Source organism: Sphingobium sp. FW306-1B-F04DB (genome assembly GCF_058781925.1).
The window spans coordinates 1-17,713 of sequence record NZ_JBYSXE010000012.1 but is presented as its reverse complement, the minus strand read 5'-3'; the positions used below and the strand labels follow the sequence as shown (position 1 = coordinate 17,713).

General features: G+C 63.6%; 15 protein-coding genes. 11 read left to right on the top strand and 4 right to left on the bottom strand.

All coding sequences use genetic code 11. From position 1 onward, the window contains the following. The first annotated feature begins 237 nt into the window (after positions 1 to 237). Complete coding sequence (locus AC3WJD_RS08140) at positions 238 to 498, top strand: GlsB/YeaQ/YmgE family stress response membrane protein (RefSeq protein WP_492746100.1); 261 nt, start codon at positions 238 to 240, stop codon at positions 496 to 498. Positions 499 to 818: 320 nt separating this feature from the next. On the opposite strand, the gene AC3WJD_RS08135 is transcribed toward AC3WJD_RS08140, so the two are convergent. Next, positions 819 to 2,009 (bottom strand): Gfo/Idh/MocA family protein, encoded by a 1,191-nt coding sequence (locus AC3WJD_RS08135; RefSeq protein ID WP_492746099.1) that lies wholly within the window; start codon positions 2,007 to 2,009, stop codon positions 819 to 821. 145 nt (positions 2,010 to 2,154) lie between these two features. Here AC3WJD_RS08135 and AC3WJD_RS08130 point away from each other — a divergent pair, with 145 nt between their 5' ends. From AC3WJD_RS08130 to AC3WJD_RS08085, 10 genes are all read left to right on the top strand, one after another. After that, on the top strand, positions 2,155 to 2,547 hold the full coding sequence (locus AC3WJD_RS08130) for a c-type cytochrome (RefSeq protein WP_492746098.1): 393 nt from the start codon (positions 2,155 to 2,157) through the stop codon (positions 2,545 to 2,547). Between the two features lie 25 nt (positions 2,548 to 2,572). After that, the gene (locus AC3WJD_RS08125; RefSeq protein WP_492746097.1) at positions 2,573 to 3,616 is read left to right on the top strand and encodes a sugar phosphate isomerase/epimerase family protein; all 1,044 of its coding nucleotides are present in this window, start codon (positions 2,573 to 2,575) and stop codon (positions 3,614 to 3,616) included. A 40-nt stretch (positions 3,617 to 3,656) separates the two neighbouring features. After that, complete coding sequence (locus AC3WJD_RS08120; RefSeq protein ID WP_492746096.1) at positions 3,657 to 4,967, top strand: MFS transporter; 1,311 nt, start codon at positions 3,657 to 3,659, stop codon at positions 4,965 to 4,967. Next, the gene (locus tag AC3WJD_RS08115) at positions 4,964 to 5,872 is read left to right on the top strand and encodes a hydroxypyruvate isomerase family protein (protein ID WP_492746095.1); all 909 of its coding nucleotides are present in this window, start codon (positions 4,964 to 4,966) and stop codon (positions 5,870 to 5,872) included. The genes AC3WJD_RS08120 and AC3WJD_RS08115 overlap by 4 nt, the downstream gene beginning before the upstream one ends. A 14-nt stretch (positions 5,873 to 5,886) precedes the next feature. Continuing rightward, entirely contained in the window at positions 5,887 to 6,717 is an 831-nt protein-coding gene (locus AC3WJD_RS08110) for a 3-keto-disaccharide hydrolase (RefSeq protein ID WP_492746094.1), read from the top strand. Then, the gene (locus tag AC3WJD_RS08105) at positions 6,714 to 7,271 is read left to right on the top strand and encodes a gluconate 2-dehydrogenase subunit 3 family protein (protein WP_492746093.1); all 558 of its coding nucleotides are present in this window, start codon (positions 6,714 to 6,716) and stop codon (positions 7,269 to 7,271) included. Before AC3WJD_RS08110 ends, AC3WJD_RS08105 begins: the two co-directional genes overlap by 4 nt. Next, a complete protein-coding gene (locus AC3WJD_RS08100; RefSeq protein ID WP_492746092.1) occupies positions 7,268 to 8,110 on the top strand; it encodes a sugar phosphate isomerase/epimerase family protein in 843 nt (280 codons plus the stop codon). The genes AC3WJD_RS08105 and AC3WJD_RS08100 overlap by 4 nt, the downstream gene beginning before the upstream one ends. A gap of 26 nt (positions 8,111 to 8,136) precedes the next feature. Next, positions 8,137 to 9,819, top strand: coding sequence for a GMC oxidoreductase (locus tag AC3WJD_RS08095; protein WP_492746091.1), 1,683 nt, complete (start codon positions 8,137 to 8,139; stop codon positions 9,817 to 9,819). Between the two features lie 242 nt (positions 9,820 to 10,061). Next, positions 10,062 to 11,972 (top strand): potassium transporter Kup, encoded by a 1,911-nt coding sequence (locus tag AC3WJD_RS08090; RefSeq protein WP_492746090.1) that lies wholly within the window; start codon positions 10,062 to 10,064, stop codon positions 11,970 to 11,972. Positions 11,973 to 12,211: 239 nt separating this feature from the next. Continuing rightward, positions 12,212 to 12,781: an RNA polymerase sigma factor gene (locus tag AC3WJD_RS08085; protein WP_492746089.1), complete on the top strand. Its 570-nt coding sequence runs from the start codon at positions 12,212 to 12,214 to the stop codon at positions 12,779 to 12,781. Between the two features lie 223 nt (positions 12,782 to 13,004). Here AC3WJD_RS08085 and AC3WJD_RS08080 read toward each other — a convergent pair whose 3' ends face one another. The 3 genes from AC3WJD_RS08080 to AC3WJD_RS08070 all read right to left on the bottom strand — a co-directional run bounded on the left by AC3WJD_RS08080 (position 13,005) and on the right by AC3WJD_RS08070 (position 17,571). After that, positions 13,005 to 14,396, bottom strand: coding sequence for an HlyD family type I secretion periplasmic adaptor subunit (locus AC3WJD_RS08080; RefSeq protein WP_492746088.1), 1,392 nt, complete (start codon positions 14,394 to 14,396; stop codon positions 13,005 to 13,007). Continuing rightward, complete coding sequence (locus tag AC3WJD_RS08075; protein WP_492746087.1) at positions 14,371 to 16,083, bottom strand: type I secretion system permease/ATPase; 1,713 nt, start codon at positions 16,081 to 16,083, stop codon at positions 14,371 to 14,373. Before AC3WJD_RS08075 ends, AC3WJD_RS08080 begins: the two co-directional genes overlap by 26 nt. A 72-nt stretch (positions 16,084 to 16,155) precedes the next feature. Then, positions 16,156 to 17,571: a hypothetical protein gene (locus tag AC3WJD_RS08070; protein ID WP_492746086.1), complete on the bottom strand. Its 1,416-nt coding sequence runs from the start codon at positions 17,569 to 17,571 to the stop codon at positions 16,156 to 16,158. Positions 17,572 to 17,713 lie beyond the last annotated feature (142 nt).

Sequence of the window (17,713 nt, the reverse complement as noted above, 5' to 3'; positions counted from 1 at the left end):
CGTCCGTGCCTGCGTCCAGGTTATTGACCGTATTCGCCGCAATCTTGGACATAGGAACCGATTGCGGACTTCCTAAAAGCCGACATCCCGGCCCGCATTTCGTTCAGGGTTCCCCTTCGCCTGCTCGATCGAAAGGCATGTCCATCCGCAGTTACACCATTCGTTTCGGAACCGTTGCAGGACCGAAAGAGTCTATTATTCGCGATCGAAGAGATTGCAGTGGCATTGGAGGAGATCATGGGCCTGATCATCATTCTGATCGTGGGCGCCCTCGTCGGGTGGGTCGCGGGCATGATTATGCGCAGCGGCGGTGGAATCCTGTTCGACATCGTAATCGGCATCGTCGGCGCACTCATCGCAGGGTTCTTGTTCGGTGGCGGCGCATCGATAATCAACGCGCCCCTCAACCTCGTGGCGATCCTCTACTCGTTGCTCGGGGCCATCATCCTCTTGGCAATCGTGAAGTTGATTAGACGGGGCTCCTCTGGCGGGATCTAACCGCTCGAGCAAAGAATTGTCAGTGCGCGCATCACAATTGATGCGCCGAGGTCCGCTTCGAAGATTCTGGCGGCGGCGTCGCATGCCGACATCGGCGCGTTGCCGTCATTGTTGGTCAGCTTCGACAGAGGCAGGTTCCGCGCCAATCGCGGACGCTCGAGGCGCTATCCGCGCGCGCCAAAACCTGACACTCATACATCTGGATGCGGATCGGCTCCTCGCCGGAAACGAGAAGCCAGGAGCGCAAATCTCCACTTCGTTCGCAGACAGTTCGCAGATTTTCAACGCCGATTGCACACTCGCTGCCGAAATTGCGCAGGTCAGTGGCTCGCATCGAGGCGGTCAACGGCCAGACGGGTCCATTGTGCATTTGCCCGGCTGCTCTCAACCGCAGCCTCGACGAATGCCATGGTTCGCAGCCCGTCTTCCGCGGAAGGAAACCATCGGGCTTCGCTCGCCGACGGCGGGCCGCCCGCACCTTGTCGGATCGCCGCGGCGAAGTCGCGATAGAGGTTCGCAAACGCCTCGATATAGCCTTCCGGATGCCCGGCAGGCGTACGCAGTCGCGCCGACGTTCCCGGCGACAGGTCCGCTCCACCCGCGCGTACGACTTCCATGGGCCGATCGAGCCAGCGCAGGGTGAGCGTGTTGGGCTCCATCTGCGCCCAATCAAGCCCTCCCTTTTCGCCGTGGATCCTGATGCGCAACCCGTTCTCCTCACCCGCCGCCACCTGGCTGGCTTTCAGCGTGCCCCGCGCGCCGCCCTCGAAGCGCAGCAGCGCCGATACGTCGTCGTCGAGCCGGCGCCCCGGCACATGCGTGGTCAACTCCGCGCTCAGTTCCTCTATCCGCAGGCCGGAGATGTGTTCGGCGAGCTGGAAGGCGTGTGTTCCGATATCGCCCAGGCATCCGCCGAGCCCGGCGCGGGCAGGATCGGTACGCCACTCCGCCTGTTTGTGCCCGTCGCGGTCGATCGGCGTGCTCAGCCAGCCCTGCAGATATTCGACCTGCACGAGCCGGATCCGGCCGAAATCACCGCGTTGCACGCGCGCGCGCGCTTCTTCCACCAGCGGATAACCGCTGTAAGTGAAAGCGAGCGCATAGAGCCGGCCGCTGCGGCGCAGCGCGTCGCGGATCGCCAGCGCCTCATCGAGATTCAGCGCCATCGGTTTTTCGGACATGACGTGAAAGCCCGCGTCCAGTGCGGCGATCGCCATGGGCGCGTGGAGGTGGTTGGGGGTGACGATCGCCACCGCTTCCATCCGCTCGTCCTCGGGCAGCGCGCGCTCGCCCGCGATCAGCGCATCAAAGGTCGGGTAGACGCGGGTCGGATCCAGCCCGATCAAGTCGCCGCTGCGGGCGTTGCGCGCCGCATCGGTGCTGAAGGCGCCGCAGACCAGCGCATATTCGCCGTCGAGCGCCGCCGACATCCGGTGCACCGCGCCGATAAAAGCGCCCTCGCCCCCGCCGACCATACCGTAGCGGACCCTGCGTTTCGTGATCGCGGTCATCCTGTCCCTTTCGTTTTCCGTGCGCTCATCGTCAGCCAGCAAACCATTGATCGCATTTCACTGATTGCGTTGTCATACATGGTTGCATCCTGGAGCGGAGAGCGGTTACACGAGGCGACCGATCGTTTCCAGACCGGAGAGGATAATGAAATTTTTGATCGGCCTCGTGCCGGCTGCGGCATTGATTGCGCTCGTGCCAGCGCTGTCGCCCGCCTCCATCGCGCAGGCCAGCCCTGATCCGGGTGCGCAGACCTTCGCCCAGTGCCGTGCCTGTCATACGGTCAAGGCCGGCGCGGGAAGCGCCATGGGCCCCAGTCTCCACGGGCTGTTCGGGCGGCAGGCGGGTTCCGCGGCAGGATTCGCCAACTACAGCCCCGCGCTCAAGGCCTCGAACATCCGCTGGAGCGACGCGACCCTCGACCAGTTTCTGGCGGCCCCGACCCAGAAGGTGCCGGGCACGCGCATGGTCATGCGAGTCACCGATCCGGCAAAGCGCAAGGCATTGATCGCCTGGCTCAAGGCCGAGACCGCGAAGTGACACGCCCGTTCGCAGGAGCCATCCGATGAAGGGCCCCGCCATCTTCCTCGCGCAGTTCATGAGCGATGCGGCGCCGTTCGACACGCTGGCGTCCGCCGCGCGCTGGATGGCCGAGGCGGGTTATGTCGGCATCCAGGTTCCGACATGGGACAGCCGCTGCATCGACCTCAGTCGCGCCGCCGAGAGTCAGGATTATTGCGACGAGCTCGCCGGCACCTGTCGCGAGGCGGGCGTCGAGATCACCGAGCTGTCGACGCACCTGCAGGGACAGCTTGTCGCGGTTCATCCCGCCTATGATGCCGCGTTCGACGGCTTTGCGCCCGAGGCGGTGCGCGGCAAGCCCGATGCGCGTCAGGCTTGGGCGGTGGAGCAGCTCAATCTGGCTGCGAAGGCGAGCCGACGCCTTGGCCTCAAGGCGCATGCCACCTTTTCCGGGGCGCTGGCCTGGCCCTTCTTCTATCCCTGGCCCCAGCGCCCGACGGGACTGATCGACGAAGCGTTCGACGAACTGGCGCGACGGTGGCGGCCGATCCTCGACGCGTTCGAAGATGCCGGCGTCGATCTTGCCTATGAAATCCACCCCGGCGAGGATCTGCACGACGGGGCCACCTTCGAGCGCTTCCTGGCCGGCGTGGGCAATCACCCGCGCGCGAACATCCTCTATGACCCCAGCCACTTCGTGCTGCAGGCGCTCGATTATCTCGCGTTCATCGACATCTATCACGAGCGCATCCGGATGTTTCACGTCAAAGATGCCGAGTTCAATCCGACCGGACGCTCGGGCGTCTATGGGGGCTATCAGGACTGGATCGATCGCCCCGGCCGCTTCCGCTCGCTCGGCGACGGACAGGTCGACTTCACCGGGATCTTCTCGAAGCTGACGCAGTACGGCTATGCGGGTTGGGCGGTCCTCGAATGGGAATGCTGCCTGAAGCATCCCGAGGACGGCGCGCGCGAGGGGGCTCCGTTCATCGCAGCGCACATGATCCGTCGGCCCGAGCGCGCGTTCGACGATTTTGCGGCCGGCAGCGATCCGGCGCTCAACCGGAAGCTGCTCGGTCTCGACTGAGCAAGATGCCGCGCAGCAAAACATAGAAGGAGGGGACGGCGTGGAAACAAAAGGAGTCAACGAGAGCCGATTGTTCTGGCTGGCAGTGCTGGCGCTGTTCACCGCCGCCGCCAGCGCCGCGATCCGCGCCGCGATCGCGGGCAGCCTCAAGGCGCAGTGGATCGATCCGATCGCCCCAATGGAAGCGGGCGAACTGATCGGCTCGGCGCTGGGATCGGCATTCCTGGGCTTCGCCGCCACGTTGTTCGTGACCAGCGCCTTTCTCGACCAGATCGGGATGCGCCGGATGCTGCTCGGCTGCGGCCTGTGCTTCGTCGCCGGTACCGGCCTGATCGTGGGCGCGGGCACGATCGCGAGCGGCATGACGATCTATACGCTCGTCTGGGCGGGGATGCTGCTGAGCGGGATCGGCTGGGGCCTTGCAGAGGCCTCGATCAACCCCCTCACCGCGCAGCTTTATCCCGAGGACACGACGCACCGGCTCAACGTGCTCCACGCCTGGTATCCGGGCGGGCTGATCGTCGGCGGTCTTGCCGGCTTCTTCCTGTCCTCGGCGCTGCCGTGGCAGGGGATCATGGCGCTGGTGCTGGTTCCCTCGGTCTTTGTCATAGCGATCGCGGCGACCACCACGTTTCCGCCGCCGCTGCGCAGCGAAAGCGGCGCCAGCTTCGGTGAGATGATCGCCGAGGTTTTCCGTCGCCCGAGCTTCTTTGTCTGGTTCATCGCGATGTTCCTGACCGCCGCGTCCGAGCTTGCGCCGGGGCAATGGATCGACGTCGCGCTGTCGAACCGCGTCGGCATGCGCGGCATCCTGCTTCTCGTCTATGTCAGCGCGCTGATGTTCATCTTCCGGCACTTCGCCGGTCGGCTCGCGGGCTATCTGTCGAACCCCGGCCTGCTGTGGGTTTCGAGCCTGCTCGCCGCGATCGGGCTGTTCATGCTGTCACGCGCGCAATCGCCGGCCGCGGCGATCCTCGCCTCGACGGTCTGGGGTCTGGGCGTCTGCGCGATGTGGCCGACGATGCTCGCCTCGGTCGCCGAGCGTTATCCCAAAGGCGGCGCATGGGCGCTCGGCCTGCTCGGCTCGGCGGGCGCGCTATCGAGCTTCGTCGTATTGCCGCGCCTCGGCGCGATGTTCGACGCCGCCAAGGTCGAGTTTGCCGGTGGCCCCGCCGCCTTCGCACAACTGTCCGGTGAGGCTTTGCGCCAGGTGGAAGACGCCGCTGCGTCCTTGTCCTTCCAGCGGCTCGCGATCGTGCCGCTGGTACTCCTTGCGGTCTTCGGGCTGATCTGGCTGAGTGAGCGGCGCAAGCAGCGCACGGCCGCTCCTGCGCCCGAGGCAGGCATATGAACCTCTCTCGCCGCTCGATCCTCGCGGCCGGTGCGGTCGGTGCGGGGATCGCCGGGCTGGCCGGTGCAGCGCCGGCGCAGCAAAATCGTTCCTTCACGCTTGGTTATGCGCCGCACGAGGGAAGTTTTGCGAGCCGCGGCGGCCTGATCGAGCAGATCGCCTATGCCGCGGACCAGGGTTTTCGCGCCTGGGAAGACAATACCGCGGGCGACCGAACGGTCGCCGAGCAGAATGCCATGGCGAAGGCGCTTGCGACACGCGGCATGACGATGGGTGTGTTCGTCGCGAGCATGCCGAAATGGGACGATTTTCGTCCGGTGCTGGGTGGCGACGACAACGCGCAGCGCGAGGCGTTCCTGGCGGATGTGCGGGCCTCCGTCGAGGTGGCAAAGCGCCTCAACGCCAAATGGATGACGGTCGTGCAGGGTTTTCTCGACCGCAGGATTCCGGTCGAGATCCAGACCGCCCGCGTCATCGACGTGATGCGCCGCGCCGCCGAGATCTGCGAACCGCACGGGCTGGTGATGGTGATGGAGCCGCTCAATACGCTGGTGAACCATCCCGGCGTGTTCCTGCAGACGATCCCGCAGGGCTTCGCCATCGCCCGCGCGGTCAACAGCCCGGCGGTGAAGGTGCTGGCGGACCTCTATCACGAGCAGATTCAGGCCGGGAACCTGATCCGCACGCTCGAAAGCTGCTGGGACGAAATCGCCTATATCCAGTTCGGCGACAATCCGGGTCGCAAGGAGCCGGGCACCGGCGAGATCAACCATCGCAACATCGTCAAATGGCTACGCGACCGCAAGTTCAATGGCGTGATCGGCATGGAGCACGGCAATTCAACGGACGGTCGCGCCGGCGAGGACCGGCTGATCGCCGCCTATCGGGATATCGACCAAAGCTGAATGGAGTAGGGCGCTTGAAGCACGTCGCGTATATGACATTGGCTGCAGGGATTGCGGTCGCCGCACCCGGCCTGGCGGCCGCGGAGGAAAAACCGGGCTTTCGCGACACCCCGATGCTGCCCGACGGCAAGTGGCGCGTGCATGATGCCGATCGCCCTGCGCCGTCGGCAGTGACGCCGGGGTCGACGCCGGGAGCGGCGCCCTCCGACGCGGTAGTCCTGTTCGACGGAAAGTCACTCGACGCATGGAAGCCCTCCGGCAAGCCCTGGGTCGTCAAGGATGGCGCGATGACGGTGCCGCCGCGCGAGAAGGGCCAGGGCGAAAGCGCACTGGTCAGCCGGCAGAGCTTTGGTGATGTCCAGCTCCATCTTGAGTTCCGCTCGCCCAATCCGCCGGAAAAAAGTTCTCAGGACCGCGGCAACAGTGGCATCTGGTTCATGCAGCATTACGAGGTCCAGATCCTCGACGGCTATCGGAACCCCACCTATGCCGACGGCACCGTGGGCGCGATCTATGGCTGGAAGCCGCCGCTGGTGAACCCCTCGCGCGCGCCGGGCGAATGGCAGAGCTATGACATCGTGTTCGAGCGGCCCCGGTTCACCGCGGACGGATCAGTCCGGCGCCCCGCCTATCTGACCGTCTTCCTCAACGGCGTGCTGGTCCAGAACCGGCAACCGCTTCTGGGCTCCACGGTCTGGCGTCAGGTCGCGAAATATCAGGCGCATGGCGACGCCGCCCCGCTCCAGCTTCAGGACCATGATTCACCGGTCTCGTTCCGCAACATCTGGGTGCGTCCGCTGCCCGAGGCGGCATTGAGCCAGGACGCAACGGAGGGCGCGCAATGAACATAGACCGCAGGGATGCGATGGGGGGCATCGTCGCGATGTTCGGAACCGCGCTGTTCGCGCCGATCGCGCGCGCGGCAGAGGGAATGCCTGCGATCACCGACGGCCCGCCGGGTACCGCGGTGTTCACCGCCGCGCAGCGCGCGCTGGTCACCGCGCTCAGCGAGCGCGTGATTCCGACCACCGACACGCCGGGCGCGATTGCGGCGGGCGTTCCGCAGTTCATCGAAAAGCTGCTCGCCGACTGGGCGCTGCCCGAGGACCGGGTGCCGATCCTCGCGGGCCTTTATGCGATCGAGTCATGCAGCCGGCGCGATTATGGCGTCACCACCGACAAGGCGACGCCCGAGCAGCAGGACACATTGCTGACGCTGGCAATGGACAACAAGTTCCCGGGCGGTGCGGACTTCTTCGAGAAGTTCCGCCAGCTCGTCATCACCGGCTACTACACCTCGGAAATCGGCATGACGCAGGAGCGTGAATATGTGCCGGTGCCCGGCCGGTACGACGGCGCTTTCCTCTATTCCAACGTCAACAAGGTCTATTCGTCATGATGACCACAAGACGGCAAATTCTCAGCGGCGGCGCTGCACTGGCGACCGCATTTGCACTCGGCCCGCTGCAGGCGAGGACGAAATCGGGCGCGCGGCCGATCGGGCTCCAGCTCTACACGCTGCGCGAGCTGTTCGCCGCGGATCCCGTCGCGACGCTCGAGAAGGTCGCGGCGATCGGCTATCGCGAGGTCGAGTTCGGCGGTGGCGGTTATGACAGGATGGATCACGCCCTGCTCCGGCGGACCATGGATCGGCTCGGCCTGAAGGCGCCGTCCATCCATGTCGGCTATGATGCGCTCGCCAACCAGTTCGACGCGTCACTCGCCATGGCGCGCACGCTCGGCGCGGATACGATCGTCCTGCCCTGGATGGAAGAGCGGTTCCGCAACGGCACCGCCTGGCGCGGGGCGGTCGCCGACTTCAACCGCTTCGGCGAGCGGCTGAAAAAGGCGGGGTTGGGCTTCGCCTATCACAATCATGATTTCGAGTTCACGCAAAAGGCGGGCGACCAGAGCCTGTTCGAGATGCTGGTCGCCGAACGCGACCCGGCGTTGGTGAAGATCGAGCTCGACCTGTTCTGGGCGGTCAAGGCGGGCCAGGATCCCAAGGCGCTGATCCGCCGCCTGCCCGGGCAGATCTACGCTTATCATGTGAAGGACATGACCGCGGACGGCACGATGACGAGCGTCGGCAAGGGCGTCATCGATTTCGCCGACATCTTCACGCTGAACGAGCTCGCGGGTGTGCGGCATTTCTATGTCGAGAACGACCAGTCGCCCGCACCCTATCTGCCCGACATCACCACCAGCTTTGCAACACTCAGCCGGCTTCGCGCCTGAAACGGTCAAAAAAGGAATTTATTGTAATGGCAGCGACGGACCAATTCGACGCGATCGTCATCGGCTCGGGCGTGAGCGGTGGCTGGGCAGCCAAGGAACTCACCGAAAAGGGGCTGCGCGTGCTGATGCTCGACCGCGGCGTGATGGTCGAGCATGGCGAGAATTACGATTATGACGGCAAGGCGCCGTTCGAAATCCCCGCGCGCAACATGATGCCCCAGCGCTTGCTCGAGAGCGACTATTTCATCGCCCGGCACGGCTATGTTTCTCCGGGGGGCGAGAAATTCTACAATAACGACCGGCTCAATCCCTACGCCTATGATGAGGGCGAGAAATTCTACTGGATCCGCCCCGGCGCGGTGGGCGGCAAGTCGCTGATCTGGGGGCGCTGGTCGTTCCGCTGGGCGCCTGAGGATTTCGAGGCGAACAAGCGCGAAAATGTCGGGATCGACTGGCCGATCCGCTATGATGACCTCGCGCCCTGGTACAGCTATGTCGAGAAATATGCGGGCGTGTCGGGCTCGCGCGAAAACCTGCCCCAGTTGCCCGACAGCGAATTCCAGCCGCCCATGCCGATGAACATCGCGGAGAAATGGGTGAAGCAGCAGCTCGAGGCGACCTCGCCCGGCCGCAAGCTGATCCATACGCGCCTTTCGAACATGACCGAGGACAAGCCCGATCAGGGCCGATCCAAGTGCCAGTTCCGCAACCAGTGCGGCCGCGGCTGTTCGTTCGGCGCCTATTTCTCGACACAGGCGGTGACCTTGCCCGCCGCGCGCGCGACGGGCCGGCTGACGCTCCGCTCCGATGCGGTGGTCAGCAACCTCGAATATGATGCCGCGCGCAAGCGGGTGACGGGCGTGCGCGTCATCGACGCCAATACCGGTCAGGCAGAAATCATTCCGGCGCGGCTGGTCTTCCTGTGCGCCTCGGCAATGGCCTCGACCCAGATTTTGATGAATTCGCGCCCCGAAGGCAGCGGGCGCAGCCACTTCGACGCGAGCGGCACGCTCGGCCGCTATGTCATGGATCATATCTTCCGTGTCGGCATCTCGGGCGAGATCCCCGGGATGACCGACTATATCGAATATGGCCGGCGCCCCGGCGCGGTCTATATTCCGCGGTTCCGCAACGTGGGGGGCGAAGAGGGCGTCGGCTTCAGACGCGGCTACGGCTTTCAGGGTGCGGCATATCGTGCTCCGGCCGCACCGCAGGGTTTCGGCGCAGCGATGAAGCATGCGATGCGTCAGTACGGCCCCTGGAAATTCAGCATGGGCGCATTCGGCGAATGCCTCCCCTATGAAGACAACCGCGTATCGCTGCACCCCGACAAGGTCGACCGCTTCGGCATTCCGCTAATGCGCTTTGACGTCACCTTTCGCGACAACGAACTCAACATGATGAGCGATGCCCGGATGGAAGGCGAAGCGATGCTGAGGCGGGCCGGGCTCGTCAACGTGACGAGCGAACGCAAGGAGCATGTGCCCGGCGACGCGATCCATGAAATGGGCGGCGCGCGCATGGGTGCCGACCCGCGGCAATCGGTCCTCAACCGATGGAGCCAGGCCCATGACGCCACGAACCTGTTCGTGACTGACGGCGCGCAGATGGCATCGGTCTCGTGCGTGAACCCGTCGCTCACCTTCATGGCGCTGACGGCCAGAGCGACCGATCATGCGGTCAAGCAACTTCGAGCGGGAACCATCTGACCGCGCCCCTTGACCTCGGCCGCGATAGAGAAGCCGCCATGCTTTGATGTTTGTGCCGATGGCGGCTTGGGGTTCATGCACGGGATCGCCGAACCGCTGCAATAGGGCAGTGGCACGGCCAATATCATCGTGCTCGAACGGAGATGTGGCCAAGCTGCGTTCATTTCTCATGCTGACGGCATTGGAGCTATGCGTTACGCAGCTGGTCATGGACGTGACTCTCCGGTTCGAGGGATGCTGCAATGCCTGATGTTCCCCCGACGGTTCCCAGCTCGCAACATGGCACGCATCATGGACCGAAGGATGGGCTGGCGGGGCTTGCGCTTGGAGCTCTGGCCGTCGTCTTTGGCGATATCGGGACGTCCCCTCTGTATGCCCTGAAGGAAAGCTTTGTCGGTCACCATCCTCTGAACGTTGATCTTCCACATATCTTCGGGGTGATCAGCCTCATCTTTTGGACCATGATGCTTATCGTCACGGTCAAATATGTGTTCATCATCCTACGGGCGGACAACAAGGGAGAGGGCGGCAGCCTCGCACTGCTCGCGCTCATCGTGCGCAAGTCCGAGGCGCATCGCTGGACGCGCGGTATCACGCTGCTCGCGGTGCTCGCGACCGCGTTGTTCTTCGGCGATGCGATCATCACCCCTGCGATCTCCGTCCTTTCCGCGGTCGAGGGGCTGACGGTGGTGCAGGCCGGCCTGGGCCCGCTTGTTCTCCCGATCGTAGTTGCAATACTCATTGGACTTTTCGCCATCCAAAGCCATGGCACCGCGCGTGTCGGTGTTCTTTTCGGGCCGATCATGGTCGTCTATTTCATCGTGCTCGCCACGCTTGGCGTGATGGGTATCATCCGCGACCCTTCGATACTGGCGGCGCTCAATCCCTGGTGGGCGCTCAACTTCTTCCTGCTCGATCCGAAACTCGCCTTTCTCGCGCTCGGGTCGGTGGTGCTCGCGGTGACGGGTGCCGAGGCGCTCTATGCCGATATGGGGCATTTCGGGAGGCGGGCGATCTTCATTTCGTGGCTCTGGATCGCCTTCCCGTGCCTGCTGCTCAACTATATGGGTCAGGGCGCGTTGCTACTCTCTCAACCCGCCGCCGCCGCGAACCCTTTCTTTCTCATGGCGCCCGAAACGATGCGGTTACCGCTCGTCGTGCTAGCAACGCTGGCCACGATCATCGCAAGCCAGGCCGTCATCTCGGGTGCATTCTCCGTGGCGCATCAGGCGGTTCAGCTCGGTTTCTTCCCGCGTCTGAAGATCGCCTATACCAGTGCCAGTGCCGCAGGACAGATCTACATACCGCTCGTCAATCGCGCGCTTCTGCTTTTCGTGATTATGCTCGTTTTGGGCTTCCGATCGTCAAGCAATCTCGCGGCTGCCTATGGCATTGCTGTCACGGGCACGATGTTCATCACCGCCTGCATGCTCGGCGCGTTGACCAGCGCCGTCTGGAACTGGCCGCGCTGGCTATCGGTGCTGGTGACCGGGGCATTCCTGATCATCGATGGCGCCTATTTCGCGTCCAACATCACCAAGATCCCGGATGGAGGATGGTTCCCCCTGCTCGTCGGCGCGATTGCCTTCACGATCCTCACGACCTGGGCCACGGGCCGTCGCCTCATGCGCCAACGACTGGAAGAAAGTGCGATGCCGCTCGAGCTCTTTGCAAGCTCTGCTTCAGGCTCGGTGACGCGCGTACCAGGGACGGCGGTGTTTCTGTCCTCGGCGGCTACGGGCGTTCCGCCAGCGCTGCTGCACAACATGAAGCACAACAAGGTGCTCCACGAGCGCGTCGTGATCCTCACCATCGCGATCGAAGGCGTGCCGCATGTCCCGCCCGACACGCGCGACGAGATTTCGGATCTTGGAAACGGATTCTACCGACTGATCCTGCGGTACGGTTTTATGGACGATGTCGATCTTCCGGCGGCGCTGGCGGGGATCGATCGCTGTAAAGGACCGTTCAAACTCGCAGATACGAGTTTTTTCCTCAGCCGGCAGACTCTGATCGCAACCGATCGGCCGGGCATGGCGCTATGGCGCGAGAAACTCTTCGCTTGGCTTCATCGCAATTCTGCAACCCCGATGGAGTTCTTCAAGCTGCCCACCAATCGCGTGATCGAGCTCGGCAGCCAGGTCGAGATTTAGCTCCAGCCAATCAATCCGAAGCGAGCCATGGCGGCTTCACCACGGGAAACTGTCTTTGGTCGGGCTGCGCCAAGGCCGAGGCACCTGGGAACGGACGTCCATTCATACAAGGGGCGGCCGATAGCTACTTCTGCTCTAGCCAAATGGATGCTGGCTTCGGTGTCCCGAATCGAACGCCGGTGCTATCTACATAATCCGCAGACAGATCTCGGATTCGGCTGGGCGCGGAGCTTGCCTTCATGGGGAATCTCGGTCTCAAGCAAGTCTTCATGATGATGCGACCGGACCTTGCACGGTTCCTTGTGGCGCGTGGCATTCCCGTGGCGGACGCGGAAGATCTCGTCCACGATCTGTTCCTGAAGATCGAAGGCCTTGCCAGTGGCCCAATCGGGCAACCGCGGGCCTATCTTTACCAGATGGCCAACCATCTTCTGCTCGACTACCGAAGGGGAGAAAGACGTCGTGCGCTGCGCGATGAGGCTTGGGCTACCGCCAACCGGCGGGCCGCCGACGATGCAGATCACCAATCTTCCCTCGAGCAAATGCTGATCGCTCGGGAGCGCCTCAGACAGGTCGACGCCATCCTCAACACGCTGCCCGAGCGCACGGCTGACGCCTTCCGGCGCTTTCGTATCGCAGGCGAAACGCAGACGCAGATTGCCCGAGACTTCGGCATCAGCCTGAGCGCGGTGGAAAAGCATCTTCAGCGGGCCTATCGTGCAGTGCTGGATGGACAGCGGCGGCTCTACGGGGAAGGACGTGGTTCGTCGCCGCCAGCCGGGAAAGAAGCCTATGTCGACCACGACTGAGGTTTCTCAATGACAGCGCGCTCAACTATCCCGCCCCCGCATTTGCCGACGCGGAGGACCGGGAACTGCCAAATATGGCCAGGATCGGGGCACGTGGGCTGTGCTCTATACGATCCCGATCATACCGGCCGCCGCTTCGACCTCGAACGGTCAGGATCGGCCTTGATGTCGCGTTTTGATGATCGTCCCCGGGCACGCGCAAGGAGCGGCACCCAGCACGAAATCAATCCTCACGACCGGTGCGCCACATGGATCTGCTTAGCGGCTCGACGAGGAACGTCAGGGCGGATCTGCTCCTGAGCGGAATGAGGACCTCGGCAGGCAGCCCCGCTTGAATTGGCATGCGACCGGGCCGAAGCTGTCTGATCTTGTCGAGCTCGGTTCTGGGAACCCTGATTTCCGCCCGGAAGTACTGTTGGCCGGTCCGCTGATCGGTAAAGCTATCCGCCGAAAGGCGCGCCACGCGCCCGTGCAATATCGGCAAGCTGCGTTCCTGGATGGAGGAAAAGCGGACCTGCACCTGCTGCCCTGCGCTGACGTCGTCCGCATCCGAAGGCGACACCATGGCATCGATGATCAGCTCGCGATCCTGGGGCACGATCTCCATCAACACCTGCCCAGCGGTCACGATGCCCCCAATGGTGAATGCCGACAGGCCAATGACCTTGCCCGACGCGGGAGCCCTTATCTGCGCCTGAGCAAGCTGGCCACGAACGGCCGCAAGTTTCGGCCGCACCGCATCGAGCCGCAGTGTCACGTCACGAAGCTGCTCGGACACCTGTTCGGCCATTTCCCGGTCAAGCGAAAGCGACTGCATCGACAACTCTCCCATCGCCGCGCGCGAACGGGCGATCTCGGCACCAAGCGCGCCATGATCGCCGTCGAGTGCGGCCGCGCTGCGCTCGAGCGCACGTATCCGGTTCGTCGATGCGAACCCCCGTTTTTCGAGTGTCTTCATTCCGGCGAGTTCATCGCCCAGGAGGCGCCGCTGCTCGCGATTGGAAATACGCTGCTGCATGAAGCCCGATGCCTGCTCCGCGCTCTGCCTTGCGCGTTGCGACAGGACGCTTTTCTGGGCGCGCTGCGCCTCCCTGCGCGCTTCGAACAAGGCCCGCTGAAGACGCATGGCATCCTCGGCGACTGCCTTGTCCATGGGCGCGATCGAGGCGAATTCGGACGGCGGGGTGACCTCGGCTTGTCCATCCCGTTCCGCGCGCAGGCGCGCCTGCTGGGCCAACAATGTGACGTATTCGCTCGCGAGAGCGCGCTCCTCGGCTTCCAGCTCGCTTGCCGAAATCGTCATCAGGATCTGCCCCTTGCGCACCGTCTGTCCCTCGCGAACGCCGAGTGACGTCACGATGCCGCCGTCCTTGTGCTGGACGGCCTGGCGATGGCCGGACACAGTGACCCGGCCACTGGCAACCGCACCTGCATCCAGCGGGATCAGCGCGGCCCCGCCCAGGATTATGCCGAAAAAGCCAAGAGCGACGACGAGCGCCTGGCGCCGCTCCTTGCCGGGGATATCCGTTTCAAGGATCGGCGTGCCGACCGCGGCCGTTGGCAAATGGATAGGGGATGAAGCCATCGCACTATCTGCCCGTGATTGTGAAGACATTGGGGGCTCTTGCTCGGGCGGTCAGCGCCTCGAGTACCTCGGGGCGCGGCCCGAAACGTTCGATCATGCCATTGTTGAGAAAGAGGACATCATCGCTCATCCGCAGGATGCTGGATCGATGCGTGATGATGACCACGGCGGCGCCGCGCTCGCGGGCCGCGGAGATCGCTCGCGCAAGAGCCTGCTCGCCAGCCGCGTCCAGGGCCGAATTGGGCTCGTCCAGCACGACGAGCGCTGGCTCGTCGTAAAGCGCGCGCGCAAGCGCAATGCGTTGCCGCTGGCCGGCGGAGAGGGCGTAGTCGCTTCCTTCCAGCCACGCGTCATACCCGCCGCGCAGTTGCAGGATCAACTCGTGCACATCGGCGGCGCGGGCCGCGGCGATGACCTTTTCGTCGATATCGGCCTTGATTGCGCCGCCCGCGATCGCAAAGCGCGAGATATTCTCGGCAATGGTACCCGGCAGCAGCGCGACATCCTGTGCCAGATAGCCGATATGAGCCCCCAGCGCTTCCGGATCCCAATCCTCGATATCGGCGCCATCGTATCGGACGACGCCGTCGCTGGGCGGAAGAGCGCCGGTGATGACCCGCGCCAGCGTTGTCTTGCCCGCACCCGACGGGCCGATCACGCCGAGGATGCTCCCCGGTGTCAGTTCGAACGACACGTTCTTGAGCAGAAGCGTACCGTCCGATCTCCGAACGGAGACGCGTTGCAGCTCGACCTGGCCTGCCGGAGGCGGCAGAGACGTTCTTATCCGATCGAGATCAGCCGATCCCCGGAAGAGCCGGCTCAGCGTGTCGAGCGCGTGACGCGCCTGCAGGATGGCCGGCCATGCCGCCACCATCTGCTCCACCGGCTGGAGCGCCCGGCTCAACAGTATCGAGGCGGCGATGATCGAGCCAACCGAGATTTCATGCTCGATGGCAAGCCACGCACCACAGCCCAGCGCGATGGACTGCATGAAAAGCCGCAGGAACTTGGCAAGCGCCGTGTACAGGCTGCCCTGCATCTGCGCGTCCAGGCCCAGCGCCAGTCCCGCCCGGCGATCCGCCAATTGTCGCAGGACGATCGCCCTTCGCATGCCCAAGGCACGGACAATCTCGGCCTTGGCTACCAGCCTGTCCAGGATCGCAAAGGCGGCAGCACTTGTCCGCATGGCTGTCTCGGATTTGGTCCGGGTGGCGCGTCCATTGGCGAAGGTGACTGCGATCAGCATGCCCGCGCCGACCAGGATCACGATGCCCAGCAGCGGGTGCAGCAAGGTTGCGACCAGGACATAAATCGGCGTCCACGGCACATCGAACAATACGATCGCAGGCGGCCCAGCACACGCCTGCCGCAACGTATCGAGCTCCCGCATCGGCTGGGCCGTTGCCCTGCCGCCGCCGTCAATACCGGCGCGGGCAAACAGACGATGCAGCAGCGGCGGGTACAGCATCTTTTCGATGCGCAGCGACGCCCGGATCATGACGCGCGAGCGGATCGCATCAAGCAGCGCCAGCGTGCCGAGGGCAAGAGCGACGACCAATGTGATCCATGCCAGCGTCGCGACGCTCCCCGTCGGCACAACGCGATCATAGACCTGGAGCATGTAAATGGTCGGCGCGAGATAAAGAACGTTGATTAGCGCGCTGAGCGTTGCCGCGAGCACGAAATGCTCGCGGCACGCGGATACGACGTCCTTCAATGCCGGCGGGATATCCGATCCCGAAAGGATCCGCATAGGATCACTCCTTTTCCAGCAGTCGTTTATTGGCCGTCAGGCAATCTGCTCGTGAGACAACATGGCCAGCTCGAACGCCCGAAGCATCGGAACGTCCAGCGCATGGTCGATCTCGGCCTCGATCGATGGAGCCGCGCGCGGCTCCTCCCGCGGGGGCGGCGCGAATTCGCTCGCGTCGATCTGCGTATCCGAAAAGGCGATCAGCAAATCGTCGAAATCTCCGTCATAGTCTTCCTGGGTGCGGCGAAGATCCTCGAAGCCGATCACCGTCACCTCCTCCTCATCGCCCTCGTCCTCGGAGAACTCCCATTCGACGGCCTGCAGCCCCAGGCCCGGGTTGAGCAGATTGGATCCTTTGTTTGCGCCCATGGCGTGGAACATCGGGATGGGCAGCGGGTCCCCATCGGCGTTGATGACGATCGGGGCCATGCCGTCGGACAGCAGCGCGGGCCCGTCCGTCAGCAGATTCTTGAAGAAAAGGCCGCCATCCTCGAAATCGGAAAGATCGACCCCGAGCTCCGCTCCGTCGGGCACGAAGAAAAGGCCGATTCCCTGATCCTCTGCCACATGGATCGATAGCGCATCGCCCGGATCGAGATCCGCGGTGGCATCGAAGAGAATATGTCCCTCGCCGATGACCCCGCTGGTGAGGTCGAAGGTATAGTAGCCGACCGAGTTGTTCAGCTCCGAATTCCCCGACACGATCGTGATCCAGCGTGTGGAGCCGTCGCTGACGAAGTCTTCCGCTTCCAGCGCCTCGGTGTTTTCGGTGGGTAGCGGTGTGGCGCCGCTGACCACGTCCCTCAGCGCGTTGATCGCACCGGGATTGTCATTCGCGTCCAGATCCTCGTCCTCGCGCACCAGACCAATGCCCGGCGCATAATATTTGAACTCGCGAACGCCGGGGCTGAGCTGTGACGTATCGAGCGTCTTCAAGGTCGTGAACCGGCCCAGATCGGTTTCGATCCGCGCGTGACGGCTCAGGACGAGGGACTCGTCGAGCGCTACGCCCGGCGCAAATTCGTTGAAATAGGAAAGCCCTTTGACCGGGTGGGCAGCCATGATCCACCCCGGCAAGGCGCCATTTTCACCGGCCAGCCATGCGCCACCGCTGTTGCTGCCGAGGAAGTTGCCGTCATCGTCATATTCATAGTTGATGACCTTCTCGCCAAAGTACCAGACGTTTCCTCTCGTATCCTGGGCGTAGAAGTCGATCGTGTCCTCGGCGAGGATATCCTCGTCATACACCGTGTCACGCACGACGAAGGTCTGCACGCCCAACACGTTATTCTTGAGCGAGGTTACGAAGACGTCATTGCCCTCGACCGTATCGCCGGCGGCGGTGGTCGCACTGAACGCCGCAACGGTGCCGGGATTCAAAGGGAAATAGCGGTTGTCGACGGGTGCGCCGGGGGTGAAGCGAGCTTTCGAGAAATCGGGGAGAATAGGCATCGTCTCCTCCTGGGTCTGCTGAAGCGCGCATAAGACGCCGCCGTGCCGTCAATCCCGCACCAGAAGGAACTGTCAGGAATTTTGTGCGCGAGGTCATATAGATGGATAAGAAAGGACCATCGATATGGCGATCGACAAGGAT